The sequence below is a fragment of the Halopseudomonas aestusnigri genome (assembly GCF_002197985.1).
Lineage (GTDB): Bacteria > Pseudomonadota > Gammaproteobacteria > Pseudomonadales > Pseudomonadaceae > Halopseudomonas > Halopseudomonas aestusnigri.
This window is the reverse complement of sequence record NZ_NBYK01000003.1, coordinates 239,620-264,723: the sequence shown is the minus strand read 5'-3', so window position 1 is coordinate 264,723 and position 25,104 is coordinate 239,620. Positions and strand designations below refer to the sequence as shown.

At 61.4% G+C, this 25,104-nt stretch carries 23 protein-coding genes and 1 tRNA gene; 6 read left to right on the top strand and 18 right to left on the bottom strand.

Annotation, left to right across the window (positions count from 1 at the left end):
* Positions 1-134: 134 nt before the first annotated feature.
* From xseA to leuA, 3 genes are all read left to right on the top strand, one after another.
* Positions 135-1,511 carry an exodeoxyribonuclease VII large subunit gene (gene xseA / locus B7O88_RS07380; RefSeq protein ID WP_088274740.1) on the top strand — a complete coding sequence of 459 codons (1,377 nt, stop codon included), beginning with the start codon at positions 135-137 and terminating at the stop codon, positions 1,509-1,511.
* A gap of 3 nt (positions 1,512-1,514) precedes the next feature.
* Positions 1,515-2,357 (top strand): peptidoglycan DD-metalloendopeptidase family protein, encoded by an 843-nt coding sequence (locus B7O88_RS07375; protein ID WP_088274738.1) that lies wholly within the window; start codon positions 1,515-1,517, stop codon positions 2,355-2,357.
* Between the two features lie 214 nt (positions 2,358-2,571).
* On the top strand, positions 2,572-4,242 hold the full coding sequence (gene leuA / locus B7O88_RS07370; RefSeq protein ID WP_088274736.1) for a 2-isopropylmalate synthase: 1,671 nt from the start codon (positions 2,572-2,574) through the stop codon (positions 4,240-4,242).
* Positions 4,243-4,272: 30 nt separating this feature from the next.
* On the opposite strand, the gene B7O88_RS07365 is transcribed toward leuA, so the two are convergent.
* Positions 4,273-4,653, bottom strand: a complete 381-nt coding sequence (locus B7O88_RS07365) for a winged helix-turn-helix transcriptional regulator (RefSeq protein ID WP_088274734.1) — start codon at positions 4,651-4,653, stop codon at positions 4,273-4,275.
* Positions 4,654-4,770: 117 nt separating this feature from the next.
* Here B7O88_RS07365 and B7O88_RS07360 point away from each other — a divergent pair, with 117 nt between their 5' ends.
* Positions 4,771-5,877, top strand: a complete 1,107-nt coding sequence (locus tag B7O88_RS07360) for an alkene reductase (protein ID WP_088274732.1) — start codon at positions 4,771-4,773, stop codon at positions 5,875-5,877.
* Between the two features lie 330 nt (positions 5,878-6,207).
* On the opposite strand, the gene der is transcribed toward B7O88_RS07360, so the two are convergent.
* The 12 genes from der to trmJ form a co-directional block, all read right to left on the bottom strand.
* Entirely contained in the window at positions 6,208-7,629 is a 1,422-nt protein-coding gene (gene der, locus B7O88_RS07355; protein WP_088274730.1) for a ribosome biogenesis GTPase Der, read from the bottom strand.
* A gap of 91 nt (positions 7,630-7,720) precedes the next feature.
* Positions 7,721-8,857, bottom strand: a complete 1,137-nt coding sequence (bamB, locus tag B7O88_RS07350; RefSeq protein ID WP_088274912.1) for an outer membrane protein assembly factor BamB — start codon at positions 8,855-8,857, stop codon at positions 7,721-7,723.
* Between the two features lie 8 nt (positions 8,858-8,865).
* The gene (locus B7O88_RS07345) at positions 8,866-9,510 is read right to left on the bottom strand and encodes a YfgM family protein (protein WP_088274729.1); all 645 of its coding nucleotides are present in this window, start codon (positions 9,508-9,510) and stop codon (positions 8,866-8,868) included.
* A gap of 39 nt (positions 9,511-9,549) precedes the next feature.
* Complete coding sequence (hisS, locus tag B7O88_RS07340) at positions 9,550-10,827, bottom strand: histidine--tRNA ligase (RefSeq protein ID WP_268806993.1); 1,278 nt, start codon at positions 10,825-10,827, stop codon at positions 9,550-9,552.
* A 25-nt stretch (positions 10,828-10,852) separates the two neighbouring features.
* Complete coding sequence (ispG, locus tag B7O88_RS07335; RefSeq protein ID WP_088274725.1) at positions 10,853-11,965, bottom strand: flavodoxin-dependent (E)-4-hydroxy-3-methylbut-2-enyl-diphosphate synthase; 1,113 nt, start codon at positions 11,963-11,965, stop codon at positions 10,853-10,855.
* Positions 11,966-11,979: 14 nt separating this feature from the next.
* A complete protein-coding gene (locus tag B7O88_RS07330) occupies positions 11,980-12,891 on the bottom strand; it encodes a RodZ domain-containing protein (RefSeq protein ID WP_160003161.1) in 912 nt (303 codons plus the stop codon).
* Between the two features lie 29 nt (positions 12,892-12,920).
* Positions 12,921-13,676 (bottom strand): type IV pilus biogenesis/stability protein PilW, encoded by a 756-nt coding sequence (pilW, locus tag B7O88_RS07325; protein WP_088274721.1) that lies wholly within the window; start codon positions 13,674-13,676, stop codon positions 12,921-12,923.
* Positions 13,677-13,703: 27 nt separating this feature from the next.
* Complete coding sequence (gene rlmN, locus B7O88_RS07320; RefSeq protein ID WP_088274910.1) at positions 13,704-14,861, bottom strand: dual-specificity RNA methyltransferase RlmN; 1,158 nt, start codon at positions 14,859-14,861, stop codon at positions 13,704-13,706.
* 39 nt (positions 14,862-14,900) lie between these two features.
* Positions 14,901-15,326, bottom strand: coding sequence for a nucleoside-diphosphate kinase (gene ndk, locus B7O88_RS07315; RefSeq protein ID WP_088274719.1), 426 nt, complete (start codon positions 15,324-15,326; stop codon positions 14,901-14,903).
* 112 nt (positions 15,327-15,438) lie between these two features.
* Complete coding sequence (locus tag B7O88_RS07310) at positions 15,439-16,590, bottom strand: IscS subfamily cysteine desulfurase (protein WP_088274717.1); 1,152 nt, start codon at positions 16,588-16,590, stop codon at positions 15,439-15,441.
* Between the two features lie 11 nt (positions 16,591-16,601).
* A complete protein-coding gene (gene cysE / locus B7O88_RS07305; protein WP_088274715.1) occupies positions 16,602-17,417 on the bottom strand; it encodes a serine O-acetyltransferase in 816 nt (271 codons plus the stop codon).
* A gap of 2 nt (positions 17,418-17,419) precedes the next feature.
* Entirely contained in the window at positions 17,420-18,199 is a 780-nt protein-coding gene (gene trmJ / locus B7O88_RS07300; RefSeq protein ID WP_088274713.1) for a tRNA (cytosine(32)/uridine(32)-2'-O)-methyltransferase TrmJ, read from the bottom strand.
* A gap of 135 nt (positions 18,200-18,334) precedes the next feature.
* Between trmJ and suhB the strand changes: the two genes are divergently transcribed.
* The gene (gene suhB, locus B7O88_RS07295) at positions 18,335-19,150 is read left to right on the top strand and encodes a type III secretion system regulator SuhB (protein WP_088274711.1); all 816 of its coding nucleotides are present in this window, start codon (positions 18,335-18,337) and stop codon (positions 19,148-19,150) included.
* Between the two features lie 280 nt (positions 19,151-19,430).
* Here suhB and secF read toward each other — a convergent pair whose 3' ends face one another.
* From secF to queA, 5 genes are all read right to left on the bottom strand, one after another.
* A complete protein-coding gene (secF, locus tag B7O88_RS07290; RefSeq protein WP_172409647.1) occupies positions 19,431-20,345 on the bottom strand; it encodes a protein translocase subunit SecF in 915 nt (304 codons plus the stop codon).
* A 10-nt stretch (positions 20,346-20,355) separates the two neighbouring features.
* On the bottom strand, positions 20,356-22,224 hold the full coding sequence (gene secD / locus B7O88_RS07285; protein ID WP_088274709.1) for a protein translocase subunit SecD: 1,869 nt from the start codon (positions 22,222-22,224) through the stop codon (positions 20,356-20,358).
* Between the two features lie 61 nt (positions 22,225-22,285).
* On the bottom strand, positions 22,286-22,618 hold the full coding sequence (gene yajC, locus B7O88_RS07280; protein ID WP_088274707.1) for a preprotein translocase subunit YajC: 333 nt from the start codon (positions 22,616-22,618) through the stop codon (positions 22,286-22,288).
* A 58-nt stretch (positions 22,619-22,676) separates the two neighbouring features.
* A complete protein-coding gene (tgt, locus tag B7O88_RS07275; protein WP_172409648.1) occupies positions 22,677-23,795 on the bottom strand; it encodes a tRNA guanosine(34) transglycosylase Tgt in 1,119 nt (372 codons plus the stop codon).
* A 5-nt stretch (positions 23,796-23,800) separates the two neighbouring features.
* Positions 23,801-24,850 (bottom strand): tRNA preQ1(34) S-adenosylmethionine ribosyltransferase-isomerase QueA, encoded by a 1,050-nt coding sequence (queA, locus tag B7O88_RS07270; RefSeq protein ID WP_088274703.1) that lies wholly within the window; start codon positions 24,848-24,850, stop codon positions 23,801-23,803.
* 153 nt (positions 24,851-25,003) lie between these two features.
* Here queA and B7O88_RS07265 point away from each other — a divergent pair.
* Positions 25,004-25,090: transfer RNA gene (locus tag B7O88_RS07265), tRNA-Leu, on the top strand.
* The last annotated feature ends 14 nt before the right edge of the window (positions 25,091-25,104 follow it).

Genomic DNA, 25,104 nt, shown 5'->3' with positions numbered 1-25,104 from the left:
GTCACCCCGGTCACACTCAATTGGATTCGGCATGCTAAATCATCACCGGTATCGGCTGCCGGACGCTGCCCGGGCTGCCGTCAACGCGGCATTGAATGCACCTGAATTTATCGCCAGCCTGCTAGAATGCGCCCATGAACGACGACGCCCTGTTTCAGAAGCTGACCGCCGAGCCGGATGTGCTCAGCGTCAGCCAACTCAACGCCCGCGCCAGACAGCTGCTGGAAGACGTCTTCCCGCGTATCTGGGTCGAGGGCGAGCTGTCCAACCTGTCGCGCCCCAGCTCCGGCCACATGTACTTCACTTTGAAGGACGACCGGGCGCAGATTCGCTGTGCCCTGTTCCGCCAGAATGCTGCTCGGGTGCGATTGGCGATGCGCGACGGCCAGCAGATTCGCGCCCGCGGCCGGGTCAGCCTGTATGAAGGTCGCGGCGACTATCAGTTGATCGTCGACAGTGTCGAGGCGGCCGGTGACGGCGCGCTGCGTCAGGCATTCGACGCGCTGAAAGCCAAGCTGCAGGCCGAGGGGCTGTTCGGCAGTGAGCGCAAGCAGCCATTGCCTGCCCATCCGACCCGGATCGGCGTCATAACCTCTCCGAGCGGCGCCGCCGTGAGGGATATCATCAGTGTCTTCGGTCGCCGTGCACCTTTTATCGAGCTGGTGATCGTGCCCGCTTCGGTGCAGGGCCGCGAGGCGGCGCCGCAGCTGGTCAAGGCGCTGGAGCGGGCTGACCGTGCCGGCTTCGACGCCATTATCCTCAGCCGCGGCGGCGGCTCGCTGGAGGATTTATGGCCGTTCAATGAGGAAAGTGTCGCGCGCGCCCTCGCCGCCTGCCAGACACCGACCATCAGTGCGGTCGGCCACGAAACCGACTTCTCCATCAGCGACTTTGTTGCCGATGTGCGCGCCCCTACCCCGTCGGCCGCTGCCGAGTTGCTCAGCCCGGACCGACTGGCTCTGCTGCGTCAGATCGAGCAACTGCAGCGCCGCCTGCAGCAGCGCCTGAGCGAGCGTCTGAGCCGCGCACGTCTGCAGCTGGACGGGCTGCGCCGCCGCCTGCGGCATCCGGGCGAGCGCCTTGCCCAGCAGGCTCAGCGGCTGGACGAGCTGGAAATGCGCCTGCGCCGTGCGCTTGACAACCGCCTGCGCCAGCGCGGCGATCGCCTGCTGCACCTGCAGACGCGGCTGAACACCCAGCATCCGGGCCGTCGCCTGCAACGGCTGCATGAACAGTGGCAACAGCTCGACCAGCGCCTGCCACGCGCCATGCAACAGCAGTTGAAACAGCAGCACACACGCCTGCAGCAACAGGTGCAGGCGCTGCATCTGGTCAGCCCGCTGGCCACCCTGGGCCGCGGCTACAGCATCCTGCTGGATCAGCAGGGCAAGGCGGTGCGCAGTGCTGGCGACACCCGCCCGGGCCAGCGCCTGACTGCGCGCCTGCACGACGGCACACTCGCGGTGGAAGTCGTAAAAGACGAACCCCATACCCTCTCGCTGCTGGACTGATCCATGCTCAGTAATCGATTGCGCCGCCCGCTGGCGATACTGCTTCTCACCGCCTTCAGCCTGCCCGCGCTGGCCGACGGTTTCATCACCCGCCTGCTCAACAAACCAGTGCCCGGCGGCGTTGCCGTGGTGGTGCTGCCCGAGCAAGCCGAGGCGCCTCGGGCGACCTTTCAGGGCAAACCGCTGCTGACCATCCGCGAAGATGGCCAGCGCTGGATCGCCATCGTCGGACTGGGCCTGGATGTACCGGCCGGCCAGCAGCAAATCGATCTGGCGGACGGTCGCCAGCTGGCATTCAATGTCGGCTCACGCGAGTACACCCAGCAACACATCACCCTGAAGAACCGCAGTCAGGTCAATCCGGATCCGGCGCAACTGGCACGTATTGAGCGTGAGTTGAAGGAGCAGACCGATGCCTACGCGCATTTCAGCCCGCGCCAGCCCAGCAACCTGCTGTTCGACCGCCCGGTGCCTGGCCGCCAGTCCAGCCCCTTCGGTGTGCGCAGGTTCTTCAATGGCGAGGAACGCAATCCGCACTCCGGCCTCGACTTCGCCGCCGGCACCGGCACGCCGATAAAGGCGCCCGCTGCCGGCCAGGTCATTCTGGTCAGTGACTACTTCTTCAACGGCAAAACCGTCTTCGTTGACCACGGCCAGGGACTGATCAGCATGTTCTGTCACCTGTCAGCCATTGACGTGGCCGTGGGTCAGGAAATCCCCCGCGGCGGCGTTCTCGGCAAGGTGGGTTCTACCGGCCGCGCGACCGGCCCGCACCTGCACTGGAATGTCAGCCTGAATGGCAACCGGGTTGATCCGACGATCTTCATTGGCACCTACCAGCCTTGAGCTCGCCCGGAAACGGGCGCGCAAAGATCCGGCAGAATTCGCACCACAGCGACAACAAAAACCAACATTTATTCACCACAAGGTGATTCCTGCCAATTTTTTTCAACTTGTTGCAACTCAAAACCTCAGACATTACCTTCTACTGCAACGAACTCTTATCTGTCATTGCCTCAGGCCTTCACAAGAGGCCGGCCAGCCCAGGGAAACCCAGACCATGAGCATGCTCAAAGACCCGTCCAGCAAGTACCGCGCGTTCCAGCCGATCAACCTGCCCGACCGCCAATGGCCCAGCCGCACCATTACCGAAGTGCCGGTCTGGTGCAGCTCCGACCTGCGTGATGGTAACCAGTCACTGATCGAGCCGATGGATCCGGCGCGCAAGCTGCGGTTCTTCAAGACACTGGTCGCTGTAGGGCTGAAGCAGATCGAAGTTGCCTTCCCATCTGCCTCGCAGACCGACTTCGACTTCGTGCGCACGCTGATTGAGGATGGCCATATCCCGGAAGACGTGACCATTCAGGTGCTGACCCAGGCCCGCGCCGATTTGATCGAACGCACCTTTGAGTCCGTTCGCGGTGCCAAGAAGGTCATCATTCATGTCTACAATGCGACCGCACCGAGCTTCCGCCGCATCGTCTTCAAGCAGGACAAGCAGGGCGTGACCGATATTGCCGTCAACGCCGCCAAGCTGATCAAACAGCTGGCCGCCGAGCAACCAGACACCCTGTGGACCTTCCAGTACTCACCGGAAATCTTCACCTCCACCGAACTGGACTTCGCCGTTCAGGTCTGTGATGCCGTGCTCGACGTCTGGCAGCCGACGCCCGAGAACAAGGTGATCCTCAACCTGCCGGCTACCGTCGAGGTCTCCACTCCGAACATTTACGCCGACCAGATCGAATGGTTCTGCCGCCACATCAGCCGCCGCGACAGCGTGCTGGTCAGCCTGCACACCCACAACGATCGCGGCACCGGTGTAGCCGCGACCGAGCTGGGCCTGATGGCCGGGGCTGACCGCGTCGAAGGCTGCCTGTTCGGCAACGGCGAGCGCACCGGTAATGTTGATCTGGTCAACGTGGCGCTGAACATGTACACCCAGGGTCTGCATCCGGGGCTCGACTTTTCCGATATCGACGCCGTGCGCAAGGTGGTCGAGGAGTGCAACCAGTTACCGGTTCATCCGCGCCACCCGTATGTCGGCGATCTGGTCCACACCGCCTTCTCCGGTTCGCACCAGGATGCGATTCGCAAGGGCTTTGCCCAGCAGGACCCGAACGGCATTTGGGAGGTCCCCTACCTGCCGATCGATCCGGCTGATATCGGCCGCAGCTACGAGGCGGTCATCCGCGTCAACAGCCAGTCCGGCAAGGGTGGTATCACCTATCTGCTGGAACAGGAGTACGGCATCAGCCTGCCGCGCCGCATGCAGATCGAGTTCAGCCAGGTGGTTCAGGGTGAAACCGATCGCCTTGGCCTGGAGCTGACTGCAGCGCAAATTCACGGCTTGCTGGAGAAGGAATATCTGCAGGCAACCAGCCCGTATGCGCTGATCCGTCACCGCCTGCAGGAAGAAAACGGCACCAGCGCGGTCGACGTCGAAGTGCTCAATCAGGGCAATACCCTGCACTGGCGCGGTCTGGGCAAGGGCCCGCTGGAGGCACTGGTCGCCGGTCTGCCGGTTGCCGTGGAGATCATGGATTACCACGAGCACGCCATCGGCTCGGGCACCAACGCCAAAGCCGCGGCCTACGTTGAAGTCCGCCTGGACGGCGGTCGACCGGTACACGGTCTCGGTATCGACGAGAACCTGACTACCGCCAGCTTCCGTGCTCTGTTCAGCGCACTCAACCGGGCACTGCGTCAGGCCGAGGCGCAAGCCGCCTGACCCTGAATCCGCAGGGCATCGTCCTGCGGATCAGCCTTCTGCACTGGCAGCGCTCTGCTGCCAGTGCTCTCTCCCCCAGCTGCACATCGCCGCCAGTACCGGCTGCAAACTCGCACCGTGCTCGGTAATCCGGTACTCAACCCGTGGCGGCACCTCGGCAAACACCGTGCGACTCACCACGCCGTCGCGCTCCAGCTCGCGCAACTGCTGGGTCAGCATCTTCTCGGTAATACCCGGCACCAGCCGCTTGAGCTCCGAAAACCGCTGCGGCCCCTGAATGATGTGATAAGCCAACACAGCCTTCCATTTGCCGCCGATCACATCCAGCGTGACTTCGATAGGCGTCGAGTAGGTCTTGTCGCCGCGTACCAATCGCTTGCTCTCAGCGATACGCAACTGCTCTTCGGTCATCTTATGATTACCTTTTGGTAAGTGACCGCCAAAATCGTACGTACTTGCCAAAAGGAATGCCACCCCCATAATGGCCGGCATTGGTAATTCACCGATGACTGAATCCGGGAGACACCCATGTCCAGCAATACCCTGTTTCAACCCGCTCGCCTCGGCAGCCTAGATCTGCCGAACCGCGTGGTAATGGCCCCGCTGACCCGCCAACGCGCCGCTCAGCCCGGTAATCTACCCTATGCTCTGAACGTCGAGTACTACACCCAACGCGCCAACGCCGGTCTGATCATCAGCGAAGGAGTGCAAATCAGCCCCGAAGCACAGGGCTACGCCTGGACGCCGGGCATTCACAGCCCCGAGCAGATTGAAGGCTGGAAGGCTGTCACCGAGTCCGTGCACAACGCCGGTGGTCGTATCTTCCTGCAGCTGTGGCACGTTGGCCGCATCTCGCACACCCTGATTCAGCCCAACGGTCAGGCACCGGTTGCCCCGTCGGCTATTGCCGCCAAGGCGGAGGTCTACGTTCAGGAGCCGGACGGCAGTCATCACAAAGCCGCGGCATCAACCCCGCGCGCCCTGGAAACTGCAGAGCTGCCTCAGGTGGTGGAAAGCTACGCCCAGGCGACCCGCAACGCACTGCAGGCCGGCTTTGACGGCGTAGAGATTCACGCTGCCAACGGCTACCTGCTCGACCAGTTCCTCTGCTCCAACAGTAACCAGCGCACCGATGCCTATGGCGGCAGCGTCGAAAACCGCGCTCGCCTGGTGCTGGAAGTGGTTGACGCGGTGGTCGCCGCCGCCGGCGATGCCGGTATCGTCGGTATCCGCATTTCTCCACTCGGTACCTTCAACGGTGTTGAGGACGCCAACCCGCTGGAAACCTTTACCTACCTGCTGGAGCAGCTGAACAGCCGTGGCCTGGCCTACGTCCACGTCAACAAGCCGGACTGGGCCGGTGGCAGTTACGAAGGTTTCGACGAGCTGCTGGCCGCGCTGCGCAAGGTCTACAAGGGCGACTTTATCCTCGCTGGCGGCCTGGATGGCGAAAGCGCCTCTGCCGCAATCGACAGCGGTCTGGCGCAGTTTGCGGCGTTCGGACGCCCCTACATTGCCAACCCGGACCTGGTCGCACGGCTGCAGGCCGGCGCGCCGCTCAATCAGGTCAACCCGCGCACGCTGTACGGCGGCGGCGCAGAAGGCTACACCGACTATCCGGCGATGGATGCCTGAATGGCGTATTTGCAGGGGGAGGAGCACGCGGCACCATCCGCGTGGCGGACGCGACATGTCGCGTCCCTACGAATGCAACGACCTCCTCCACCTGCAGGGCCACGGCATGCCGTGGCTGTGGACCGTGGCATTGTAGCCTTAACGATTGCGGCGAGGCTGCGCGCGCAACGCCACCCGCCTGACAGACGCGACATGTCGCGCCCCTACGAATGCCCCCTCCTCCAAGGGGCACGGCATGCCGTGGCCGTGCGGCTGCCGGGAGCAATGGATGCCTGAATAGCAGGCACAAAAAAGCCGGCGTCAAGCCGGCTCTTTTTCATTTGAGCAGGATCAGCGCTTGTCCTTGCTCTTCTTCTTCATCTTCTTGTTGTGACTCATCAGGCGGCGCTTCTTGTTTACCTGACGCTCGGTCAGCGTGTTCTTGCGCTCGGCATAGGGGTTATCACTGCCCTTGTACTCGACGCGGATCGGCGTACCGGTCAGCTTGAGCACCTTGCGGAAGGTGTTCTCCAGATAGCGAGTATAGGAGCGCGGCACCGCGTCGACCTGATTGCCGTGCACCACGATAATCGGCGGGTTGGAGCCGCCGAGGTGGGCATAGCGCAGCTTGATACGGCGGCCATTGACCATTGGCGGCTGGTGCTCGCTGACGGCATCTTCCAGAATCTCGGTCATGCGGCGTGTCGGAATCTTGGTCATCGCAGCCTGATAGGCCTGATCCACTGACTTGTAGAGCAGACCGACGCCACTGCCATGCAGCGCAGAAATAAAGTGAATATCGGCGAACTGGGCGAAAATCAGCCGGCGCTCCAGTTCGGTTTTGACGTATTCCTTCTCTTCCTGCTTCATGCCGTCCCACTTGTTGACGGCAATCACCAGAGCACGCCCCGCTTCGAGTACAAAGCCCAGCAGGTGCAAATCCTGCTCGACAATCCCTTCCCGGGCATCGACCACAAAGATCACCACGTTGGCGTCCTGGATCGCCTGCAGGGTCTTGATTACCGAGAACTTCTCGATGGCCTCGAACACCTTGCCGCGACGGCGCACGCCGGCGGTATCGATCAGCGTGTAGGGCTTCTCGAACCGCTCATAGGGGATGTAGATACTGTCACGGGTAGTACCGGCCTGATCGAACACCACAACCCGGTCTTCGCCGAGCATGCGGTTGACCAGCGTGGACTTGCCGACGTTCGGCCGACCAATGATCGCAATCTTGGTGCCGATCGGCTCAACCACGCGCCCTTCTTCACCAGTGACCTGCAGGCTCTCGTCGTTGAGTACCGCGTCCAGCATCGGGTTGATGTTGCGGCCGTGCGCGGCGGCAATACCCAGCGGCTGGCCCAGGCCCAGGTTGGCGAACTCGCCCAGGATGGCATCCGGATCCGCGCCATCAATCTTGTTGGCGATCAGATAGGTGTGCTTGTTGCGCTTGCGCAGGTGCTCGGCAATCTGCTCATCGCCTGCGGTACGACCAGCGCGCGCATCGACCAGAAACAGCACGGCGTCGGCTTCTTCGATAGCCTGCAGAGATTGACCTGCCATCATCAGATCGAGGCCTTGCTCGTCCCCGGTGATACCACCGGTATCGACCACGATATAGGGCTTGCCCTGCCAGACTGCCTCGCCGTATTGACGGTCGCGGGTCAGGCCGGCGACGTCGGCAACAATAGCGTCACGACTCTTGGTCAGACGGTTGAACAGGGTGGATTTGCCGACGTTCGGCCGCCCCACGAGAGCGATGACAGGAACCATGATTACTCCGCGCACAGATGCTGTGCAAAAAAACAAAACGGCCGTTACACCTGACTGTGTAACGGCCGGGAAAGTATAACCGCTTTTCGGCTTACTTCAGCTTGTAGGCTGCCAGATCGCCGCTATTGCCGTAGACGAACAGCAGATCACCGATCACCAGCGGGCTGGCACGCAGACCGTCGCCATCGACCTTGACGCGACCGGCCATGCGACCGTCAGTCTGGGCCAGCAGGTGCAGATAGCCTTCGAAGTCACCTACCGCAACATAGTTGCTGAAGGCAACCGGTGCCGTCAGCTGGCGGCGAGCAAGCGATTCGTTGCTCCACAGCTCGCGAGCACTACCGGCGTCAAGCGCCTGCACGGTGCCGCTGGTTTCACTGACATACACACTGCCGAAGCCCGCGCCGGGACCAACATAGCTGGAGGCCGGATGCTCCCACAGCGGCTGCCCGGTCTGGGCATCCAGTGCGGCCACGCTGCCCTGATAGGACACAACATAAAGGCGCTGATCAACCAGCAGCAGCTGGCCGTCGATGTCGACCATACGCTCCAGCTCGGAACGCCCCTTGGGCTGCGCGACGCGCTGCTCCCAGAGGGGAATGCCGGTATCGGCTGCCAGCGCAACGACCTTGCCGCTGGCCATGCCGGCGAAGACCTGACGCACGCCAACGATCGGCGTGCTGTGGCCGCGCACGGTCAGCACCGGCAGCGAGGATTCATAGATCCAGCGACGCTCGCCGCTGCTGATATCCAGGGCAACCAGTTTGTCATCCTGCGTCTGCACGACGACCACGTCCCCGTTGGTCTGCGGCGGCGCCAGCACTTCGCTGGAAGCCTGCGCGCGCCACTTCTCGCTGCCGTCGTTCTCGTCCAGGGCGATCACCTGACCATCGAGGGTACCGACAATGACCAGACCACCGCCGGCACCAACAGCACCAGACAGGGGCGCCTTGAGTTTGACTTCCCACTTCTCGTCGCCATCTTCGCGATTCAATGCGACAACCCGCCCTTCAGCGTCGGCAGCGTACAGGGTCAAACCATCAAGGGCCGGAGTCAGGTTGTTGTACAGATCGCCCTGACCTACGCCGATGTTGCGCTTCCAGACACGGTCCAACTGAACCTCGGCATCAAACTTTTCCAGATCGGCCGGAGGCAATTCCTTCTTGCCGGAGCTGCCGCAACCGACCATCAATGCAGCGGCCAGACCCAGCACCAGATAACGGGACATCACTTTCACTAGGCTTCCTCCGCCAGATCATCCAGCTTCAATTGCAGTTGCGGACGCGCGGATGCATCCTCGAGCGCCTCAATGGCCGCCTGGTAGGCCGCCCGGGCTTCCGACTTGCGACCCAGGGCAAGCAGCAGGTCGCCCCGCACCTCTTCGCGGCCCGCCTTCAATTCGGAACCTTCGACCGGTGAGGCGAACAGCGCCAGGCCTTCTTCGGCACGCTCCTGTTGAGCCAGAACCCGCGCCAGACGCTGACGCGCCACTTCCTGCAGCGCCGCATCCTTGCTGGTGTCTACCAGCTCACGCAAGTGCTTCTCGGCAACAGGATAGTCACTCGCCTCAACCGCCAGGCGCGCCTGCATCAACGCGGCATAGTCGGCATAACGGGTGCTGGAATACTCTTTACGCAGCTGGGTAGCCAGTTCCGCTGCGCGCGCACGCGACGCCTCGCTGTCACTGCTCAGTACGGATTCGAGCATGGTCTGGTAAAGGGTTGAAGCGCCCTGCGCCTGGCCCTGCTGATAGTTCTGCCAGGCATTCCAGCCAAACACCCCCGCGAGGGCTATGGCCACACCGGTGAGCAACGGCACACCATGGCGCTGCCAGAGTTCCTTCAGCTTCTCTACCTGTTCTTCTTCTGTCTCGTAAGCCACCCTAAACTCCTTAGCCAAACCAGAAACGGCAAGCGCCGCTCAAATACTCTCTGCCAGTCGAGCCGGCACATCCTGCCAGCTCAAGGTTTCCTGCTCCTCACCACTGCGCAGCGGTTTGAAACCGATCTGCTGCGCAGCCACTTCGTCTTCGCCCAGCACCAGCGCATAGAGTGCCCCGGACTTGTCGGCCTTCTTGAACTGACTCTTGAAGCTGCCACCGCCAGCGTGCACGACCAGTCGCAATGACGGCAGCGCATCGCGCAGCTGCTCGGCCAGACGCAGTCCCGCCCTGGCAGCCACATCGCCCAGGGTGACGAGATAGACATCCACCTGACGGGCCAGTTCGGCGGGCACGCAATCAAGCGTCTCGATCAGCAGCAACAGCCGCTCGATACCCATGGCAAACCCTACCGCCGGGGCCGGCTTGCCGCCCAGCTGGGTTACCAGACCGTCGTAACGGCCACCGGCGCAGACGGTACCCTGGGCACCGAGCTGGTCAGTCACCCATTCGAACACCGTCAGGCCGTAGTAGTCCAGCCCGCGTACCAGTTTGGGATTGATTACGTAAGGGATGCCAACTTCATCCAGCAGTGCACGCAGGCCGTCGAAGTGTGCGCGTGCCTCGTCATTCAGATAGTCAGCCAGCTTCGGCGCATCCGTCAGCAGAGCCTGGGTCTCCGGCACCTTGCTGTCGAGAATGCGTAGCGGGTTGCTGGCAAGTCGGCGCTGGCTATCCTCATCCAACTGATCAAATCGCGCCTGCAGATAGGCAACCAGATCATCGCGGTAGCGGGCACGGTCTTCCGCACTGCCCAGGCTGTTCAGCTCCAGCTTGACCGCATTGCTGATACCCAGACGCTGCCACAGCCGCCAGGACAGCACGATCAGCTCGGCATCGATGTCCGGACCGGTCAGATTGAAGGTTTCCACGCCGATCTGGTGAAACTGGCGATAGCGGCCCTTTTGCGGGCGCTCGTGACGGAACATCGGGCCGTTGTACCAGACCTTCTGGGCAACACCGCCCCCGAGCAGACCGTGCTGCAGCATGGCGCGTACGCAGCCTGCGGTGCCCTCCGGGCGCAGGGTCAGCGAGTCACCATTACGGTCCTCGAAGGTGTACATTTCTTTCTCGACGATGTCGGTCACTTCGCCGATGGAGCGTTTGAACAGCTCGGTCGGCTCGACAATCGGCATGCGTACCTGCTGGTAACCGTAGGTGGTCAACAGGTCAGCGACAGTGCGCTCAAAGTACTGCCACAGGGCGCTGTCTTCGGGCAGCACATCGTTCATGCCGCGAACGGCTTGCAGGGTCTTCAAAGTCTGTTTCCTATTACCTGACCGCTCAACCGCGGGCGATGGTGTTGGCATCGAGCGCCTGTTTGGCAGCCACTTTATCTCGAATCATTTTTTCCAGCCGGTCGACCAGCTCGGCGTTATCTACCTTCTGGTCCGGCTTGCCGTCCTGATAGATCAGGTTGTTCGGCGAGCCACCGGTCAGGCCGATGTCGGCCTCCTTGGCTTCGCCGGGCCCGTTAACCACGCAGCCGATAACCGCAACATCCAGCGGTGTCAGCACGTCGTCGAGGCGCGCCTCCAGCTCGTTCATGGTCTTGACCACATCGAAGTTCTGGCGTGAGCAGCTCGGGCAGGCAATGAAATTGATACCGCGTGAACGCAAGCGCAGCGACTTCAGAATATCGAAGCCGACGCGAATCTCCTCGACCGGGTCCGCCGCCAGCGAGATGCGGATAGTGTCGCCAATGCCTTCTGCCAGCAACATGCCAAGGCCAACGGCCGATTTCACCGTACCGGAGCGCAGACCGCCAGCCTCGGTAATACCCAGATGCAGCGGCTGCTCGATCTGCCTCGCCAGCAGGCGGTAGGCATCAACCGCCATGAAGACGTCGGACGCCTTGACGCTGACCTTGAAGTCCTGAAAATCCAGGCGATCAAGATGCTCGACGTGGCGCAGCGCAGATTCCACCAGCGCCGCCGGAGTCGGCTCGCCGTATTTCTTCTGCAGATCCTTTTCCAGCGAGCCGGCGTTAACCCCGATACGAATCGGAATGCCATTGTGGCGCGCGGCGTCGACTACGGCCTTGACCCGATCTTCCCGGCCGATGTTGCCCGGATTGATGCGCAGGCAATCAACGCCCAGATCAGCGACCCGCAGGGCAATCTTGTAGTCGAAGTGAATATCGGCGACCAGCGCGATACCCACCTGCTTGCGGATTTCACCAAAGGCCTCGGCAGCCTCCATGCTCGGCACTGAGACCCGCACGATATCGGCACCAACCGCTTCCAGCCGCCGAATCTGCTCGACGGTAGCGGCCACATCACAGGTTTCGGTGTTGGTCATGCTCTGTACGGAGATCGGCGCATCGCCACCTACCAGTACCGACCCCACCTTGATCTGCCGGGAGACACGACGTTTGACCGGCGACTCATGCTGCATAACTGACTGACCTCTTACTCGCCCAGACGCAGCCGGACAACACCGGACTGGCTCTGCGGCGGCAACGTTACGGGGTTACCCTGAAAGCGAATGGTGGTGACGGCACTGCGGTCGCCGATCACCAGGTTCAACGCACCATCATGGTCGATGTTCAGCGCCTGGCCATCGCGCAACAGCCCGCTGTGCAAAACCCTGCCGTCGACGGCACTGACCTGCACCCAGCAATCGGCGGCCACACTCAACTGCAGGCCACGCCCCTCGGCGGTTGCAGGCTCCTCGACGGGAGCGGCCAACTCAGTCTGTGCATCCGCGACCGGGGTCGTTTCCTGTGGCGCCACGGACGCATCCGCAGCCGCCTCGGTCGCGAGCGGATCGGCAGCCGGCGCTTCAGGCTCAGGGGCCAGCAAGTCGGCGGGCAGCGCCTCTGTCTGCTTGGCAATAGCCTCGGGCAACGTCATGGCATCGACCTCGACATCGTCCAGCAGCAACTCGGACTCCAGCTCTTCCATCGGCAGCAACGGCTCGGAGACAGGGCGGCCGGCTTCGTACCACCACCATGCCGAGGCCATCAGCACCAGCACAATCAGCAGGGTGCTCCAGCGCATGATGGACCGCCCAGACCCGTTCGGCATCTTGACCCGGGCAATCGAACTGACCGGACGCTCGCGCACCTCGATACCACGATGCCGATCGAACTCAACGGCGAGCCGGTTGGGGTCCAGCCCCATCAGCCGCGCGTAACTGCGTATGTAGCCGCGGGTAAAGGTATCACCGGGCAGGCGGTCGAACCGGCCTGCTTCGATGTGCTCTACCGCCTGACGCGAAATTTTCAGCTCCTGGGCAACCTCGGCGATGCTCAGGCCGCGAGCTTCACGGGCCTCGCGCAGGGTTTCACCAGGGTTACGCAGGGTGTTTGGTTCTGCCATGTCTGCTGCTGCATCATGACGCTCGGAACTCATGACTTTTCGGACTCCACAAGCGCGCGGGCTTCAGGACTGTTGGGATAGAGACGTTTGAGCTGCAGCGCATAGCTGGCAGCCTTGCTGTGATCTTCGAATCGACGCGCCAGGCGCACACCCAGCCAGAGGCTGGCGGCATTCTGCTCGGACAACTGGTCGAAGCGACGATAGTGATTCCACGCGGGCACAAAGTTGCCTTCAGCAAACTCGATCTGCGCCAGCTCCAGCAACGCACGCGGCTGACGGATGTTCAGCCGCAGGGAGCGCTCGAGATTCTCGCGGGCGGCATCGATATTACCCATGCGCAGATAGGCGATACCCAGGTTCTCGAATACGCGCGAGCGTTCGCTGTAAAGCGTATCGGCTGCGGCCTTGTTGAAATACTCGAGAGCTTCCTGGTAGCGCTCGCGGTCAAGCAGAAACGCACCGTAGTTGTTCAGCAGCCGGGCGTTATCCGGCTCACTGGCAAGCGCAGTCCGAAAGTGCTTTTCGGCAGCGTCGTACTCGCCTTCCTGCTGAAACACCAGCGCCAGCACCATATTCGCCGATGCCGACCGGGGATCCAGCTTCAGCGCTTCACTCAGCGGCTGCTTGGCACGCTCGGTTTCACCTTTCTGCAGATAACCGATACCCAGTTGGACGTAGGCATCACGGGCAGCGGCCGGATCAACCTTGCGGCCGTTTTGCCCCGTGCTGACACAGCCCGCCAGCAGCAGACAGAAGATCAAGATCGCGGCGCTTGGCTTGCTCATGTCAACATCCTTTTCCGGCCTGAGTGGTTAACCTGCTGTGTGCCGCGTCGTGGACGGCGCGGTCTCGGTTGCGTCTGTTGCCAACTGGCGTACCGCAATGTAGCGCTCGCTTCGGCGGGTGCGATCCATAACCTGCCCGACCAGTTGTCCGCAGGCCGCATCGATATCTTCCCCACGCGTGGTGCGCACAGTGACGTTGTAACCGGCCTGGTGCAACATGTCCTGAAAACGGCGAATGGCGTTGTTGCTCGGCCGCTCGTAGCCGGAATGCGGGAAGGGATTGAACGGGATCAAATTGATCTTGCACGGAATATCGCGCAGCAGCTCGATCATTTCGGCCGCATGCTCGGGCTGGTCGTTGACCCCTTTGAGCAGGGTGTACTCGACCGTCAGCGAGCGCTTCTCGCCAAGCCCGGCGATGTAACTTTTGCAGGCCGGCAGCAAGACTTCCAGCGGATACTTCTTGTTCAGCGGCACCAGCTGGTTGCGCAAGGCGTTATTCGGCGCGTGCAACGACAGCGCCAGGGCAACGTCCACCTTCTCGGCGAGCTTCTCGATCATCGGTACTACCCCGGAGGTAGACAGCGTCACCTTGCGCTTGGAGATACCGTAACCGAGATCGTCCATCATCAACGTCATGGCATCCACAACGTTGTCAAAATTCAGTAGCGGTTCGCCCATGCCCATCATCACCACGTTGGTGACCGCACGATCGGCGGTGGCAGGAACAGAACCGAAGGACTTGCTGGCGATCCACACCTGGCCAATGATTTCGGCCACGGTCAGATCGCTGTTGAAACCCTGCTTGCCGGTCGAGCAGAAGCTGCAATCCAGCGCACAGCCCGCCTGAGACGACACACACAGGGTGCCGCGCCCGTTTTGCGGAATGTACACCGTCTCGACGCAACTGCCCGAGGCAACCCGGACGACCCACTTGCGTGTGCCGTCGCGGGAAATATCTTCGCTGACAACCTCGGGACCGCGAATTTCGGCGGTGGCCTTGAGCTTCTCGCGCAGGGCCTTGCCGATATTGGTCATGTCATCGAAGTTGTCCACGCCATAGTGATGCATCCATTTCATGACCTGGCCGGCACGAAAACGCTTTTCTCCCAATACTTCGAAGAAAGCTTCCAGTTTCTGCTGTGTCAGACCCAGCAGATTGGTCTTGCTGGTGGTATCGGTCATGGCGATCACATCACTCGGCTGAGATAACCCGACCCGGCCTTAGCGCGGGCAGAGTTCGGTTTCGGCGAAGAAATAGGCCACTTCGCGCGCAGCGGAAGTGGTGGAGTCGGAGCCGTGAACCGCGTTGGCATCGATGGACTCGGCGAAGTCGGCGCGGATAGTACCGGCAGCAGCTTCCTTCGGGTTGGTAGCGCCCATCAGTTCACGGTTTTTCAGAACGGCGCCTTCGCCTTCCAGAACCTGAACAACAACCGGACCAGAGGTCATGAAGCCAACCAGATCCTTGAAGAAAGGACGCTCTTTGTGCTCGGCGTAGAAACCTTCGGCATCGGCCTGGGACAGCTGAACCATCTTGGCAGCAACAACGCGCAGACCAGCCTGCTCGAAACGGGTCAGGATCTGACCAATGACGTTTTTGGCAACGGCATCGGGCTTGATGATGGACAGGGTACGTTCAACGGCCATAAAACTCTCCAGAGAGGTAGTTACAGAATAGAATTACAAAAGATGGTTAACCTGCGGATTATACGCAGGTTAAAGACAAATAGATAACAGCAGCGTAGCTGACGGCGAACCGTCAGCTGGCACGCAGGCGCGTTACCACCTGACAAATGATTTCACCAGCCCGCTGCACGTCCTGCTCGGAGGTGAAGCGCCCGAGTGACAGACGAATGGAACTGTGCGCCAGCTCGTCGCTCAGACCAATCCCGCGCAGCACATAGGAGGGCTCGACCGCGGCAGAGGTACAGGCGGAGCCGGTCGACAACGCCAGATCCTTGAGTGCCAGCAACAGCAGCTCACCGTCAACGCCGGCGAAGGCCAGATTGAGGTTGTGCGGCACCCGCTGTTCCGCGCTGCCATTGAGGCTGACGCCGTCCAGCCCGGCCAGGCCCTTGAGCAGCGCGTCATGCAGAGCGGCAATTCGCGCCCCCTCGTCTTTCATCAGCTTGCCGGCCAGCTCGAAGGCTTCGCCCATACCCACGATCTGATGGGTCGCCAGGGTACCGGAGCGCAGCCCGCGCTCGTGACCGCCACCATGCATCTGCGCCTGCGGCTTGGGCATCAGGGTTCGGCGCACAAACAGCGCACCGATGCCTTTTGGCCCATAGGTCTTGTGAGCGCTGAAGGACATCAGATCAACCGGCAGAGTCTGCAGGTCGATTGTCAGCTTGCCGGTCGACTGCGCCGCATCGACATGAAACACCGCCCCGGCGGCATGGGCAACCTCACCAAGGGCCTGAATATCGTTGATCGTACCGATCTCGTTGTTGACGTGCATCAGCGACACCAGCACGGTGTCGTCACGCATTGCAGCCTTGAGCTGCTCGGGCGTAATGACACCCGCCGCTCCCGGCTCAAGCCAGGTGACCTCAAAGCCTTCCTGCTCAAGCAACTTGAAGCAGTCAATCACTGCCTTGTGTTCGATCTTCGAGGTAATCAGATGGCGCCCCCTGGCCTGCAAGGCATGCGCCATACCCTTGATCGCCAGGTTATTCGACTCGGTGGCACCGGAGGTCCAGACAATCTCGCGCGGGTCGGCACCCACCAGATCAGCCACCTGGCGACGGGCGTTCTCAACCGCTTCTTCGGCCTTCCAGCCGTATACGTGAGAGCGGGACGCCGGATTGGCAAAATTGCCATCCATGGTCAGACACGCCACCATCTTCTCGGCGACCCGCGGATCAACCGGCGTTGTCGCAGCGTAATCCAGGTAAATCGGCTGATTCATCAGCAACTCCGTCAAGGCTTCTCAGTAGTGGCATCGGTTGCCGCTACATCCGTCTCGTCATCCTTGAGCAGATCAAAATCCTCACCGCCAAGCGCCGGCAGCTCCTTGGCGCAATAATCACTGCCCAGCTCACTCAATGCCTTGCACATGCCCTCGAGACGACTGTCTACCGCATGCATATGATCCAGCATCTGCCCGATCGCACGCGCCACCGGATCCGGCATATCGCGACTGACGCCATAGGCATCGAAGCCGAGCTTTTCCGCCATGGCCTGACGGTTGGCCTGCTGCTCGCACTCGGCGGAAGGCTCCGGATCCTTAGGAATAATGCGCCCGGGAATGCCGACCGCGGTCGCACCAGCCGGCACTGCCTTGGTTACAACAGCATTGGAGCCAATCTTGGCACCGGCGCCGACGGTAAACGGCCCCAGCACCTTGGCACCGGCGCCGACAACGACGCCGTCCTCCAGCGTCGGGTGACGCTTGCCCTGATCCCAGCTGGTACCACCCAGCGTTACACCCTGATAAAGCGTAACGTCATTGCCGATCTCGGTGGTTTCACCAATCACCACACCAAAGCCGTGATCGATAAAGAAGCGACGACCGATCTTGGCTCCGGGATGAATCTCGATGCCGGTCAGCCAGCGGGCGAAGTGCGACAGCATGCGCGCCAAAAGGAAGGCACGGCGCACCCAAAGAGCGTGCGACACCCGATGCAACCAGACCGCATGCAAGCCGGGATAACAGGTCAGCACTTCCAGCGTGTTGCGCGCGGCAGGGTCACGGTGGAATACACTGGCGATATCTTCTTTCATGCGATCAAACATGGTCAGGATCTCCGCTCGCCGGCTGCTTTCACGCCGACGGCCTTCTGGGTTTCGGTCAGGATGCCGCGCAGGATGTTCATCTCCATTCGATTCAAATGGACCCGCCCGTACAGGCGGCGCAAGCGCGGCATCAGCTGCCGTGGTTTCTGAGGGTCGTGGAAGCCGATTTCAACCAGCACCTGCTCCAGATGCTGATAAAACTGCTCCAGCTCGCCTGCGGTCGCCGGAATCTCGTTGAAAACAGCGGTGGTTTCGACCTTGTGCATCTTGGTCGGCGCACCCTCACGCTGCAAACCCTGCATACGCAGCTCGTAGGCCAGCACCTGCACGGCTGCCGCCAGATTCAGCGAGCTGAAGTCCGGCATCGAGGGGATATGCACATGATACTGGCAACGCTGCAGCTCATCGGTGGTCAGACCGGAGTCCTCACGACCAAACACCAGTGCGATTTGCGCATCCGGCAGCTGCTCAAGCTGATCCAGCACCTTGTCAGCGGATTCACGCGGATCCAGCACCGGCCAGGGAATGCGGCGATCGCGGGCACTGGTGCCGAGCACCAGCGAGCAATCGGCGATGGCTTCTTCCAGTGTCGCGACAATTCTTGCATTGGCCAGCACATCGTCCGCACCTGAGGCGCGAGAAACCGCATCAGGATCGGGGAAGCGCTCGGGATCAACCAGCACCAGCTCGGACAATCCCATATTCTTCATGGCCCGAGCGGCGCCGCCGATGTTGCCAGGATGACTGGTGTTGACCAACACCACACGCACGTTCTTCAGCACAGCGACACCTTCAAGCCAAAAATGGGACCCTGCATCTTACAAAAGCTGGGACCTGATAGCCATGACGCATTTCTGTTCATTTTCAACTCTGCTACAATGTTCGGCTTTTCATCTTCCGACAGAGACATACCCCATATGCAGCCTATGCTGAACATCGCCCTGCGTGCCGCGCGCAGCGCAGGAGAGCTCATTTACCGTTCCATGGAACGCCTCGATGTGCTCGCCGTGGACGAAAAGGACGCGCGCGATTATGTTTCGGAAGTCGACCGCGCCGCCGAGCAGGCGATCATCAGCCAGTTGCGCAAAGCCTATCCGGATCACAGCATCCAGGCAGAAGAAAGCGGCTTCCAGCCCGGCCACGGCGACGGCGCCGACACCGTCTGGATCATCGACCCGCTGGACGGCACCACCAACTTCATTCGCGGCGTACCGCATTTCGCCGTCAGCATCGCCTGCCGGGTCAAGGGCCGCATCGAGCATGCCGTCATTCTGGACCCCATTCGTCAGGAAGAATTCACCGCCAGCCGTGGCCGTGGCGCAGCACTGAACGGTCGCCGCCTGCGCGTCAGCAACCGCAAGTCACTGGACGGCGCCCTGCTCGGCACCGGCTTCCCATTCCGGGCCAATCAGGTCGACTCGCTGGATAACTACCTCGGCATGTTCCGCAGCCTGGTCGGCCAGACGGCCGGCATTCGCCGCGCAGGCGCTGCCAGCCTGGACTTGGCCTATGTTGCCGCCGGCCGCTTCGATGCCTTCTGGGAATTTGGCCTTGCCGAGTGGGACATGGCAGCCGGCGCCCTGCTGATCCAGGAAGCTGGCGGCCTGGTCAGCGACTTCAGCGGCGGCCACCAGTTCCTCGACAAGGGCCACATCGTCGCGGGCAACCCCAAGTGCTTCAAGGCCGTGCTGACCGCCATCCAGCCGCACCTGACGCCCGGGATGAAAATGTAACGCCCAGTCGCAAGCTGCAAGCCTCAAGCGGCAAGCTGGCCGTACGGGGCAGAACAAAAAGGCCCACATCCTGACCGGTGTGGGCCTTTTTTTGAGCTGCAAGCTACAAGCCGTAAGCTTCAAGCCAACCCAAAACAAAAAAACCCGCGCCGGATTCAGTTCCGACGCGGGTTTTCTTGCCGCTTGTAGCTTGTAGCTTGTAGCTTGTAGCTTGTAGCTTGTAGCTTGCGGCTTGAAGCTTACCTCTTGAGGCTTGCCGCTGCGCCGGCGAAGCCGGCGCTCAGGGCCGATCGTCGACCGCCTCTTCCACCTGCGGCGGAATGAGATCATCCCGGGTGAGTTTCATGGTCACCAGCAGACCACCGGCGATATAGATGGAGGAATAGGTACCCACACCCACACCGATCAGCAGCGCCGTGGCGAAGCCGTGAATATTCTCACCACCGAACCAGAACAGCGCCAGCAGCACCAGGATGGTCGAGAACGAGGTGGCCATGGTTCGACCGAGCGTCTGGGTGGTCGAGATGTTGATGATTTCGGTTAGCTCGGTCTGGCGCATCAGACGCATGTTCTCACGCACCCGGTCGAACACCACGATGGTGTCGTTCAGCGAGTAGCCGATCACTGCCAGAATGGCCGCGAGCACCGTCAGGTCAAACGAAATCCCGAAATACGAAAACACCCCGAGGGTAAAGATCACGTCGTGGACCAGCGCCAGAATCGCCGCCACCGCGAACTTCATCTGGAAGCGCAGAGAGACATACAGCAGGATGCCGGCGATCGCCACCAGCATACCCAGACCGCCCTGATCACGCAGCTCTTCACCCACCTGCGGACCGATAAACTCGACCCGCTTGACCGATACATCACTGCCATCGGTGGTCTTGATCATCTGGGCCACCTGGTTACCCAGATTCGGGTCATCGCTAGGCAGACGGATCAGCACGTCGGTAGAGGCGCCGAAGTTCTGCACCACGGCATCGCCCCAGCCATTCTCGCGTAACGTGGCACGAATGGCTTCAAGATCCGCCGCCTCGCTGTAGTTCAGCTCCACCAGCGCACCGCCGGTGAAGTCCAGACCCAGGTTCAACTGCTTGACCGCCAGGCTGCCGACCGATGCCAGCATCAGCGCAACGGCAACAACATAGAAGAACTTGCGCAGGCGGAGGAAATTAATGGTTTTACGAATATTCATCAGTGTTTCCTCACAGCCAGAGCTTTTTGATGTCGCGACCGCCAACGGTCAGATTGACCAATGCGCGAGTCACCAGGATGGCACTGAACATGGAGGTCACAATCCCCAGCGACAGGGTTACGGCGAAGCCCTTGATCGGACCGGAGCCCATGGCAAACAGAATGACCCCGACCAACAGGGTAGTCAGGTTACCGTCCACGATGGCTGAAAATGCCTTGTCAAAGCCTTCATGCACCGCACGCTGTGGCGACATGCCGTTGGCGATCTCTTCCTTGATACGGGAGAAGATCAGCACGTTGGCATCCACCGCCATACCCAGCGTCAGCACGATACCGGCGATACCCGGCAGGGTCAGAGTGGCACCGAGCATCGACATCAGCGCCAGCAGCAGCACCAGGTTAAAGCTCAATGCGATACCGGCAAACACGCCAAAGGCGCGATAGACCAGCACCATGAACACCAGCACCAGGGCAAAGCCGACCTGAGTGGCAGTCACACCCTTGGCGATATTCTCTGCCCCCAGGCTCGGGCCGATCGTACGCTCTTCAACGAAGTGCATCGGCGCCGCCAGACCACCGGCGCGCAGCAGCAGCGCCAGTTCGGAGGCCTCAGCCGGCGAGTCCAGACCGGTGATGCGGAACTGATTGCCCAGCGCGCTCTGGATGGTGGCCAGGCTGATAATCGATTTTTCCTCGACGAAAGCCGGAATCTCGACCTCCTGCATCACACCATCAACTTCCTGCATAACCTTGCGGTTGACCTGCCGCTGTTCAATGAACAGCACAGCCATGCCGCGGCCGATATTGCTGCGGGTGGCACGGTTCATCAACTCGCCGCCGTGGCTGTCGAGGTTGATATTGACCTGCGGGCGACCGTTCTCGTCGTAGTTGGAACGGGCGTCGGTGACCTGGTCACCGGTAATGATGATGCTGCGCTCAACGTCGGCCGTACGCCCTTCTGCACTGCGGAACGCAAAGGACTCGGTGGTTGCGCGCGGCGCATCCGGCTCGGCCGCCAGGCGGAACTCCAGGTTGGCCGTCTTGCCCAGAACCCGCTTGGCCTCAGCGGTATCCTGCACGCCCGGCAACTCCACCACGATACGGTTGGCACCCTGACGCTGCACCAGCGGCTCAGCCACCCCCAGCTCGTTGACCCGGTTACGCACGGTAGTCAGGTTCTGCTGCACCGCGTAGTCGCGAATCGCAGCCACTTCGGCCTCGGACAGGGTCAGCTGCAATACAGCCTGATCCTTGAGCTCGGCATTGGCAGTCACAAACTGGTTGTACTTGCCGGCAATCAGGCGACGGGCTTCACTGCGCTGGTCTTCGTCGGCAAAGCCGAACTGCAGGGTGTTGCCCTGGGTCGGCAGACTGCGATAGCGAATCCCCTCAGTGCGCATCAGGCCCCGCAGCTCACTTTGGTAGACATTGACCCGGGACTCGATGGCCTTATCCATGTCGACCTGCAGCAGGAAGTGCACACCACCGGACAGATCCAGACCCAGCGTCATGGGGCCGGCACCAATGGCAGACAGCCAGTCCGGCGTGGTCTGCGCCAGGTTTTGCGCCACAACATAGCGCGCGCCGAGCGCGTCACGGACAACATCCTGCGCCTTCAACTGATCACTGCGATTAACCAGACGCACCAGGCCGGAGCGGCCGTTGGTACCCAGTTCGGTGCCCTTGGTCGGCAGATTGGCTGCAGCCAGCGCCTGCTCAATGCGGTCAAGATCAGCCTGATCGATGACCTGAGTGGAGCTGGCACCGGAGATCTGAATGGCAGGGTCGTCGGGATAAAGGTTCGGCAACGCATAGATCACGCCCAGTGCAAGCACGGTCACGATCAGCAGGTATTTCCAGAGGGGATAACGGTTGAGCATATCAGGGCCTGATAGCAGTCCGGGCGCCTGATGGGCGCCCGGAACGGGGTCTGCGAGGTAATTAGATGGCTTTCAGCGTGCCCTTGGGCAGGACAGCAACAATGGAGCCTTTCTGGAATTTCAGTTCCTGGCTATCACCCACTTCCAGCACGACGAACTCGTCGGTCACTTTCTTGACCTTGCCCAGAATGCCGCCACCGGTTACTACTTCATCACCGGTCGACAGGCCGGCCAGCAGGTTCTTGTGCTCTTTGGCACGCTTGGCCTGGGGGCGCCAGATCATCAGATAGAAGATGACCACGAAGCCGATCAGAAAGATCCACTCAAAACCGGTACCCGCCGGTGCGGCGCCACCTGCAGACTGTGCCATGGCGGCGGGGATGAAAAAGCTCATGTGACGCTCCTGTTATTGAACTGCGAAAAATCGGTTATGGGGGCGCTCCGGCCGCCATTCAAGGCTCAAGCGGCGGTACCGGCCGGCCCAGTTTGGCGTAGAAGTTTTCCACAAAGGCGGTCAATGTACCCTGTTGAATGGCACCGCGCAAACCTGCCATAAGCCGCTGATAATGCCGCAGGTTATGGATGGTATTGAGCATGCTGCCGAGCATTTCGCCGCACTTGTCCAGGTGATGCAGATAGGCGCGGGAGAAGTGCTGGCAGGTGTAGCAATCACAGGCCGGATCCAGCGGCGACTCATCGTGGCGATGTACCGCGTTGCGGATCTTGATCACGCCCGCCTCGGTGAACAGGTGCCCGTTGCGCGCATTGCGGCTGGGCATCACGCAGTCGAACATGTCCACGCCGCGGCGCACACCTTCTACCAGATCCTCGGGTTTGCCTACTCCCATCAGGTAACGGGGTTTTTCCGGCGGCATGTGACCCGGCAGAAAATCCAGCACGCGGATCATTTCTTCCTTCGGCTCGCCGACCGACAGACCACCGATCGCCAGTCCGTCAAAACCGATCTCGCTCAACCCTTCCAGCGAGCGCAAGCGCAACTCTTCGTGCATACCGCCCTGAATGATGCCGAACAGCGCTGACGGGTTGTCGCCATGCGCCTGTTTGGAGCGCTTGGCCCAGCGCAGCGACAGTTCCATCGAGCGGCGAGCGGTATCCAGATCCGCCGGATAGGGCGTGCACTCATCAAAGATCATGACGATGTCCGAACCCAGCGCGCGCTGCACCTGCATGGATTCTTCCGGCCCCATGAACACCTTGGCGCCATCAACCGGCGAGGAGAAGTACACCCCCTCCTCCTTGATCTTGCGCATGGCACCCAGACTGAACACCTGAAAGCCGCCGGAGTCGGTCAGAATCGGCCCCTGCCATTGCATGAAATCGTGCAGATCACCGTGCTTGCGGATTACCTCGGTCCCCGGGCGCAGCCACAGATGGAAGGTGTTGCCGAGAATGATCTGCGCGCCGATCGCCTCGATATCGCGCGGCAGCATGCCCTTTACCGTGCCGTAGGTGCCCACCGGCATAAAGGCCGGCGTCTCGACCACCCCGCGGGGGAAGGTCAGCCGACCACGGCGCGCCCTGCCATCGGTGGCAAGCAGTTCAAAGGACATGTGACTCATGACGATACCTCAGGCCCGGTCGGGGCCGGATTGCGGGTGATGAACATCGCATCACCGTAACTGAAAAAACGGTACTTTTCGGCCACCGCTGCACGATAGGCAGCCATGGCCTCGGGATAACCGGCAAACGCCGACACCAGCATCAGCAGGGTCGACTCGGGCAAGTGGAAGTTGGTGACCAGCGCGTCCACCACATGAAACGGCTTGCCCGGATACAGAAAGATGTCGGTGTCGCCACTGAAGGGCTTTAGCACGCCATCGCGAGCAGCCGACTCGAGCGAGCGCACACTGGTGGTGCCCACCGCGATCACCCGCCCGCCGCGCGCCTTGCAGGCCTCAACCGCAGCCACAACCTCGGGCGTAACCTCCAGCCACTCCTGATGCATGACGTGCTCTTCGATCTTGTCGACCCGCACAGGCTGGAACGTACCCGCGCCGACATGCAGGGTGACCTCCGCCGTCTCCACGCCCAACTCGGCGATGGCATCGAGCAGCGGTCGATCGAAATGCAGCCCGGCGGTCGGCGCCGCTACGGCACCTTCGCGCTTGGCATACACAGTCTGATAGCGCTCGCGGTCCGCCTCATCATCAGGGCGATCGATGTAGGGCGGCAGCGGCATGTGACCGACGCGCTGCAGCAACGGCAATACCGGCTCGGCAAAACGCAGCTCGAACAGCGCATCATGGCGTGCCACCATCTCGGCCTCGGCGCCACCATCGATCAGAATACGACTGCCCGGCTTGGGGGATTTGCTGGAACGAATGTGCGCCAGCACCCGAAACTCGTCGACTACTCGTTCAACCAGCACTTCCAGCGCACCGCCGGTCTCCTTGCGACCAAACAGGCGGGCCGGAATCACCCGGGTATTGTTGAACACCATCAAATCGCCGGGGCGCAGATACTCGAGCAGATCGACAAATTGACGGTGAGCCAGCTGGCCGGTCGGCCCGTCGAGGCACAACAACCGACTGGCGCGCCGCTCGGCCAGCGGATGCCGTGCGATCAGCTCATCGGGCAGGTCGAAATGAAAGTCACTGAGACGCATGCAAGGAGGATGTCCGGAGTTACCTGAGAAAGGCGGCTATGGTAGCCGAAAACCGCTGCCACGGCGATCAGCCAGCGCGCACAGGATTGACCGAGACCGTTCGGGCTCCGTATACTCCGCGCCAGCCAGCGTACGCTCGTACGCACTTGCATTGCCCCGATGGCGGAATTGGTAGACGCGGCGGATTCAAAATCCGTTTCTGGTGACAGAGTGGGAGTTCGATTCTCCCTCGGGGCACCATTCGTTCCCAACGA

Bases quoted from the DNA above. Each gene is read 5' to 3' on its own strand.
- xseA (WP_088274740.1), top strand. From the start codon at position 135: ATGAACGACGACGCCCTGTTTCAGAAGCTGACCGCCGAGCCGGATGTG.
- B7O88_RS07375 (WP_088274738.1), top strand. From the start codon at position 1,515: ATGCTCAGTAATCGATTGCGCCGCCCGCTGGCGATACTGCTTCTCACC.
- leuA (WP_088274736.1), top strand. From the start codon at position 2,572: ATGAGCATGCTCAAAGACCCGTCCAGCAAGTACCGCGCGTTCCAGCCG.
- B7O88_RS07365 (WP_088274734.1), bottom strand. From the start codon at position 4,653: ATGACCGAAGAGCAGTTGCGTATCGCTGAGAGCAAGCGATTGGTACGC.
- B7O88_RS07360 (WP_088274732.1), top strand. From the start codon at position 4,771: ATGTCCAGCAATACCCTGTTTCAACCCGCTCGCCTCGGCAGCCTAGAT.
- der (WP_088274730.1), bottom strand. From the start codon at position 7,629: ATGGTTCCTGTCATCGCTCTCGTGGGGCGGCCGAACGTCGGCAAATCC.
- bamB (WP_088274912.1), bottom strand. From the start codon at position 8,857: ATGTCCCGTTATCTGGTGCTGGGTCTGGCCGCTGCATTGATGGTCGGT.
- ispG (WP_088274725.1), bottom strand. From the start codon at position 11,965: ATGCAGCATGAGTCGCCGGTCAAACGTCGTGTCTCCCGGCAGATCAAG.
- B7O88_RS07330 (WP_160003161.1), bottom strand. From the start codon at position 12,891: ATGGCAGAACCAAACACCCTGCGTAACCCTGGTGAAACCCTGCGCGAG.
- pilW (WP_088274721.1), bottom strand. From the start codon at position 13,676: ATGAGCAAGCCAAGCGCCGCGATCTTGATCTTCTGTCTGCTGCTGGCG.
- rlmN (WP_088274910.1), bottom strand. From the start codon at position 14,861: ATGACCGATACCACCAGCAAGACCAATCTGCTGGGTCTGACACAGCAG.
- ndk (WP_088274719.1), bottom strand. From the start codon at position 15,326: ATGGCCGTTGAACGTACCCTGTCCATCATCAAGCCCGATGCCGTTGCC.
- B7O88_RS07310 (WP_088274717.1), bottom strand. From the start codon at position 16,590: ATGAATCAGCCGATTTACCTGGATTACGCTGCGACAACGCCGGTTGAT.
- cysE (WP_088274715.1), bottom strand. From the start codon at position 17,417: ATGTTTGATCGCATGAAAGAAGATATCGCCAGTGTATTCCACCGTGAC.
- suhB (WP_088274711.1), top strand. From the start codon at position 18,335: ATGCAGCCTATGCTGAACATCGCCCTGCGTGCCGCGCGCAGCGCAGGA.
- secF (WP_172409647.1), bottom strand. From the start codon at position 20,345: ATGAATATTCGTAAAACCATTAATTTCCTCCGCCTGCGCAAGTTCTTC.
- secD (WP_088274709.1), bottom strand. From the start codon at position 22,224: ATGCTCAACCGTTATCCCCTCTGGAAATACCTGCTGATCGTGACCGTG.
- yajC (WP_088274707.1), bottom strand. From the start codon at position 22,618: ATGAGCTTTTTCATCCCCGCCGCCATGGCACAGTCTGCAGGTGGCGCC.
- tgt (WP_172409648.1), bottom strand. From the start codon at position 23,795: ATGTCCTTTGAACTGCTTGCCACCGATGGCAGGGCGCGCCGTGGTCGG.
- queA (WP_088274703.1), bottom strand. From the start codon at position 24,850: ATGCGTCTCAGTGACTTTCATTTCGACCTGCCCGATGAGCTGATCGCA.